A 6,162-nucleotide genomic window follows, 5' to 3' on the forward strand; every position below is an offset into this window, starting at 1 on the left:
TTCTTCTTCCAGTCTTGCATTACTGGATCGTAGGTGTACTCAACGCCAGTGTCCTCTTCCACGAACTTAGTGCCCGCTCTCAGTCCTGAAGGCTTCGTGTCTCCACTCTTTCCTCTCAGGATACGCCTCCAGGGGGAGAACCACATGGGGGATCACCTCCTACTTAAGCATGATCGTAACGAGGAGCGATAAAAAGGTTACGAAAAAGCCAACGTAGAGCTTGAGATAAATATCAAACCTTCTCTCCAACCTTTCGACCCTTCTCTCCACTCTGTCAATCGAACTGTGTAGCTCGTTCGAAATGTACTCTCTCAGGTAATTCACACTCTCCTCTAAGCGTGCAACACGCTCTCTGAGCGCTGCCACTTCCTCACTCACACCATCGCTTGCACCGTTATCATCCGCCCCTCTCATTCCCTCTCACCTTTCATCGCTTCTCTTATGCTGCGGAAGAGCCTTATCAGATGCGGCGCAAGCGCCAAGATAATGACACCGACCAGGCCCCACTTGATCCAGTCGCCAGGTATTCCGAAGAACTTTCCAATCTTGTCAAAGATCGAAGGCTTCGCCGCCGCTGTTGTCGGCATCGTCGGAACTATTGCTGGCGGTGGTGCTATAGGCTTCTGTAATATTTGCTGTGCAGCTTGCATTTTCTGCTGTGCAGCTACAAGTGCTGCTCGGGCAGCTTCTCTCTCCGCAGGCGTAGTCGCCGTGAGTAACTTCTGCTGAGCCTGTTGATATTCTTGTGCGGCTTCAGCATACAACTGCTGCGCATACTTCTTCTGCTCAGTTTGTACTCTTATCCATTGCGTCGCAACTTTAGCTTGCTCTTTAGCCTGCGCCGCTCTCTGCTTCTCCTGCTCTGCTTTTGCGTTCTCTCGGAACCATGATGTGATTGCTGCAATGATCGCTGCAGCTGTAGCCATAGCTCCAATTATAACAGCTGCTACTGCTGGTGCAATACCAAGCTCCAAACCTCTCAACCTATGTCTGCGACGCCTGTAGCGCCTCCTCCGATACCTACGGTACCTCCGGTACCTCCGATACCTGCGGTATCTTCGATATCTGCGATACCTGCGCCTGTACCTGTAATATCTTCTCCGATACCTGCGATACCTGCGCCTGTACCTCCGATAAGCTCTCCGATACCTGTAATATCTTCTCCGATACCTGCGATACCTACGATAACGCCTCTTATACGCTCTGTAGGCCCTACGATAGCGCCTGTAGAGTCTCCGTCTTCTATAATAGCGCAATCTTCGTCTGAGATGGCGCAAGCGCCTACGCTCCCTCAGAGCTCTGCGCCTGTATCTGTAAGCATATCTCCGAGCTCTAAGCCCTCTATACGCAACTCTTAACGCTCTTCTGCGCTCTCTTAAGGCTCTTCGCCTGTAAACCCTCGCTCTTTCAGCAGCTCTAGCAGCTCTTACGCCCTTCGTTCGTATTTTCGGGCAATATCTCGCAACGATGAGCCACGCAGGCGCCAACGCCACTCTGAGCGCCGCACACTTGCGCAGAATAGCTTGTCTCTTCCGCTCAAGCTCTGGTGTCGCCCCTCTCTGTCGAGAGATTCTGTTGCAGAGCGAAAGCGCCAGACATACTTTGCGCAGAGCACTCCAGAACTTATCTCCAACCCATTTGAACGACCCTTTTACCGCAGATGCGACTCTACCAGCAGCAGCTCTTACAGCTGATACAGCACGATGAGCACCAGCAGCAATAGCTCCTCCGATCTTTCTGAAGACCTCGAAAAATCCAAGCTCGCCGAGACCGCTGAGCAAACGCCTACGAGCTCTCGCTGTAACTCTACGAGCAGCAATTCTGCTTGCTCTTACACTCTTCGCAGCCTCAACCCTCGCTCTATGCAATAGAAGAATGCCTCGCTCAATTAGTGAGGGTTGTTGCGTTCGAATGCCCCGTATTAAAAGCCTTAATCCCTCTTTATACGCTCTATGAGCCCTCCTTAACCTCCTTAATCCCGCCTTTACTACTTTCCTCCTAGCCCTCTCGTAAAAATAAAGGAGGGAGGAGGAGGGAGGAAGCTCGCCTCGCACAGATTGAGATAGAGAGGCCAGAGCTTCCTCAACACCTCCTAATCCCTCCACTAAGAGGGCGTAGCGCATTCCGATGCACCTTGCGAGCTCTGCGCACCGACTCTGCGCACAAACTTAAGCCTTTGCAGCTTCAGCAGCCGCAGACTTCACAGCCCTGTCGATCTCTTTCGCCGCTTGTCTGAGCACATACAGCGTTCTCGCAGCATTCTTGGCGAGGTTGACGAGTGTTCTGACATTATGTTCTATGTCCGCTTCTCTGGCTCTGTAGCGTGCTAACGCAGCCCTCATCGCTGCGATTTTTGCTGTGAGATACGCCTCTCTTATGCCAGTGGCATAAGCCTGTCTCGCAAGGTCTCTCCGCAACCTCCTCACAGCCCTCGCAACCCTGACCCTCGTCTTGTGATGCGCTACAGAGAGCTTGCGAGCCATCTCTCTGTACCTCTTTGCATCTTCTCTCGCCCTCTTTATCTCACGAGCGTATATCCTGCGCACCTTTCTCAGCCTTCTGGTTGCTTCTCTGACTCTCGCAGCGTACCTTCTCCTTATCCTTCGTATGATTCTCGCCCTTCTACGCCTCTCTCTTATTCTCCTTCTGACTGCTCTCACCACTTTTCTATACCTTCTTCTGAGCGCTCTGATCCTGCGCAGATAGATGCGCCTTATCAACCTCCTTCTTGCACGCTCTCTCGCAAGTCTCGCCCTGTATCTCAGTATCTTATGCCGCACGTAAGCTCTCACTAACCTCCTTCTGTATCTGCGCAGTACTCTCACAGCTCTTGCATATCTGCGGGTCAGTCTAGCAATCTTTCTGAGATACCTGACTTTTGCTCTACCTCTCGCTCTTCTGTATCTGCGGATTAAGCGCTTCAAGCGTCTTCTGTATGCTTTGTGCAGCAATCTCCTGACTCTGCGCAGCCTGCGTATTCTGCTTCTCAGAGCTCTTGCGTACCTTCTTCTGTAGTATCTTCTGAGCCTCTTGGCAAGCCTTCTCGTAATTACACGCCTGCGCCTGACAGCTCTTCTCCTAACCCTTCTCAGAGCTCTGCGGTACCTTATCAAGCGCCTGCGGTAAGCCCTTCTGATTGCTCTTATTCTACGTATGATGCGTCTTCTCAGAGCTCTTCTCCTGGCTCTTCTTAAGACTCTGCGGTATCTCCTTATGATTCTGCGGTAGCGCCTTCTTAGAGCTCTCACTCTTCGTATGATGCGTTTTCTCCTCGCAATCCTCCTTATTACTCTGGCTCTGCGCAGCGCCCTGCGGTACCTTCTTATAACTCTGCGGTATCTGCGCAGATACCTGTGGTAGCGCCTTCTAACCCTTCTGATTCTACGTATGATGCGCCTTCTCAGAGCTCTCCTTCTAACTCTTCTTAAGACTCTGCGGTACCTCTTTATGATTCTGCGATACCTTCTCCTAATTCTGCGATGGACGCGCCTGATTCTTCTGTATCTCCTGTAAACTCTCAATATTCTTCTGCGATACCTCTGAGGAATACGCCTAACTCTTCTTATCAGACGAACTCTGCGCAATCTTCTGGCTCTTCGTATGTGTCTGCGTGCCACTCTGCGATATATACGAGCTCTTCGCAACGCTCTGCGAGCAACCCGTCTGTAAACTCTAGCTCTTCGTATGTGTCTGCGTGCAGCTCTACGCAGAGCTCTTCGCACTCTCCTACTTTTAGCCTTTCTTGAGAGATGGATTAGTCTGCGAGCTCGCCTTATGTGGGCTCGTGATCTGCGTATTGCTATTCTTGCATATCTGCGAGCTCTGCGGTATCTTCTGTAATATCTGCGGATTCTGCGCCTGTATCTTCTCCACCAATACCTTCTCCACCGAGCTATGCGAGGACTACCTAATTCTGCGACCTCGACTCCAACCCCAGCTACAGGCAGATCAACCACCATCTTTTTACCCACCTCAAAAGAGTTGGAGAACTTTTAAAGACCCCGACTTCTTCGGAACTTTCTTCACTTCTTTGACCACTGGCGCTTTCACCACTGTTTTTGGTTGCACCACCTTCATTTCTCGTGCGAGAGTTTCGAGTGCCTCACGCATCAGCTTGTACCTTCTTGAGATGTCGTGATACTGCGTCCGAATCGCATGAATGTGGTACGCAAAGTCTTTCTCTCTTGCTTTATGTGCTGCAAGCTTTGCACGCAACTCAGCAATCTTGTATCTCAGATATGCTCTTGTTCTGCCTCTCGCCGCATACAACGCCGCAAGTCTCCGCTCCAACCGATCAAGCGCTCTCCTGATTCTGATGCGCTCTCTCTTCCTTGCCTCTGCGAGCTTGCGAGCTTGTCTGATGAGCTTGCGACGCTCGGCAACAAGCCTTCTCCACTCTCTCTCGTAAAGCCTCGCCAATCTTCTGTATCTTGCCCTCTCTCGCTTAAGGATGTGGTTGAGTTCTCTCTTATGATGCTTCAATCTCCTCGCGACCTTTCTCACGAGCTTCGCTCTCTTTCTTCTCTCTTTGACTTTTCTGACTACTCGTTTGTATCTGTAGGCTAATCTAATAGCTCTTCTCAACCTCTCTATCTCAGCTCTCAACCTTCTGACGTGTCTGCGAATTGCAGCATATCTGCGTCTCTCTCTGGCAAGCTCTCGCTTTATCCGTGCAATTCTCGCCCTCATCAAAGTTCTGATTCTCAGCTCTCTCAGCCGCATCAACCTCATGTAATGCCTGTATAAGCGCCTGCGCTCCTTCGCAAGCAACGCAGCATATCTTCGCCTCTCTTCAACCCTCATTCTGGCGATTCGGCGCTTGAGTGCTTTGTAGCGGTGCAAAGCGTATAGGTATCGCTGCATGTAGCGAGCATATCTTCTGCGATACAATCTTGCGTAGTAGCGGCGATAGCGAGCTGCTATAACTCGCTGCCTTCTGAGCAAGCTGTGGTAACGAGCTCTGATCACGTAGTAAAGCCTTCTGTATCTGCGGTATAATCTCGCTTCTTTCCTGTATCTCGCAGCTAATCTCGCATAGTAAGCATATAGACGTCTGTATCTGTGAACAAGTCTCCTCTCTCTTGCTGCGAGCCGCAACCTCCTCCTGAGTGCTAAGTAGCGACGCCTCCAGTATCTTGCTCTCGCACGCACAACACGGTATCTGTAGTAATATCTGCGGTATCTGAGCATGAGTCTGCGATAGCGGCGCAATCTATGCTCATAAGCTCGCAACCTTCTCATATAGTAGCGCCTGTATACGCTCACCTTTCTCCTGTACCTGCGCCTCAAGCGGTAGTATCTGCGGTATCTTCTGTACGCTCTTCTGTATGATCTGCGCAGTCTGTAGAGACGCCTTCTGTATGATCTGCGCAATCGTCTTGCTCTCCATCTGTAGTATCTTCTGAGGCGGCGAGCTCTTCTGTAATAGTAGCGTGCGTATCGTGGATGACGTCTGGCAAGTGCTCGGTAGTAGCGGTATCTGCGGTAATATCTGCGTCTCAAGCGGTAGTATCTGCGGTAGTAGCTTCTGCGCAGGCGGCGGTATCTGCGGTAATATCTGCGTCTCAAGCGTCGCCATCTGTAGTACGCTCTTCTATGCCTCCTCACACTTCTGGAGCAACATCTCAAGTACAGTCGCCAGTATCTCCTGTATCTACTGTAGTAGTAGTGCTGAAGCCAACCCCTTCGGGCTCTGTGTGCCATCCGACGATAGGTGTAAGCCCTTCTTCTGTAGTACCAACAGGCAGCTGGAGCGCCTAACTCCCCCACTGAACCAATCTCTCCTACGGCTTCACTTGTATTCGCCGTCGTTAGCATCTCTTTGTGCGTTCAAAGCCTTTGTAAATAATCCTTTCCTCCAACTTGTTCCAACTTGTTCCAACTTGTTCCAACTCGCACAACAACAAAAAATATTTTCCTCTTCACACAAGCACAAGGTATGAGAGCGAGAACGCTGGAGCTTTACGCCCGCTGGATCACGAGATTCTCAGACTTCTGCGGAGGCGTGCTAACAAAGGAGTGCTTCGAGAAGAAGGCGCACGAGTTCATCGAGCACTTGAAGAAAGAAGGATACGCGCCATCAACAATCAGAAACGCCTACGCAGCAATGAGGATGTATGCGGAAGGTTATGGTGTGAACTTAAGGCTCACGAATCTGCCACC

At 50.8% G+C, this 6,162-nt stretch carries 6 protein-coding genes; 1 reads left to right on the top strand and 5 read right to left on the bottom strand.

Going from position 1 to position 6,162, the window contains the following annotated elements; genetic code table 11:
- Positions 1–159 precede the first annotated feature (159 nt).
- The 5 genes from J7J01_08260 to J7J01_08280 are packed head-to-tail and all read right to left on the bottom strand — an operon-like array spanning position 160 to position 5,578.
- Positions 160–414, bottom strand: coding sequence for a hypothetical protein (locus J7J01_08260; protein ID MCD6210859.1), 255 nt, complete (start codon positions 412–414; stop codon positions 160–162).
- Positions 411–2,123: a hypothetical protein gene (locus tag J7J01_08265; GenBank protein MCD6210860.1), complete on the bottom strand. Its 1,713-nt coding sequence runs from the start codon at positions 2,121–2,123 to the stop codon at positions 411–413. Before J7J01_08265 ends, J7J01_08260 begins: the two co-directional genes overlap by 4 nt.
- A 45-nt stretch (positions 2,124–2,168) precedes the next feature.
- On the bottom strand, positions 2,169–3,959 hold the full coding sequence (locus J7J01_08270; protein MCD6210861.1) for a hypothetical protein: 1,791 nt from the start codon (positions 3,957–3,959) through the stop codon (positions 2,169–2,171).
- Between the two features lie 13 nt (positions 3,960–3,972).
- Positions 3,973–5,265, bottom strand: coding sequence for a hypothetical protein (locus tag J7J01_08275; protein ID MCD6210862.1), 1,293 nt, complete (start codon positions 5,263–5,265; stop codon positions 3,973–3,975).
- Complete coding sequence (locus tag J7J01_08280) at positions 5,219–5,578, bottom strand: hypothetical protein (protein MCD6210863.1); 360 nt, start codon at positions 5,576–5,578, stop codon at positions 5,219–5,221. The genes J7J01_08275 and J7J01_08280 overlap by 47 nt, the downstream gene beginning before the upstream one ends.
- Positions 5,579–5,938: 360 nt before the next feature.
- Between J7J01_08280 and J7J01_08285 the strand changes: the two genes are divergently transcribed.
- Positions 5,939–6,162 (top strand): phage integrase N-terminal SAM-like domain-containing protein (locus J7J01_08285; protein MCD6210864.1); only part of this gene is annotated, 224 nt, incomplete at its 3' end.

The sequence above is a fragment of the Methanophagales archaeon genome, from assembly GCA_021159465.1.
Lineage (GTDB): Archaea > Halobacteriota > Syntropharchaeia > Alkanophagales > Methanospirareceae > G60ANME1.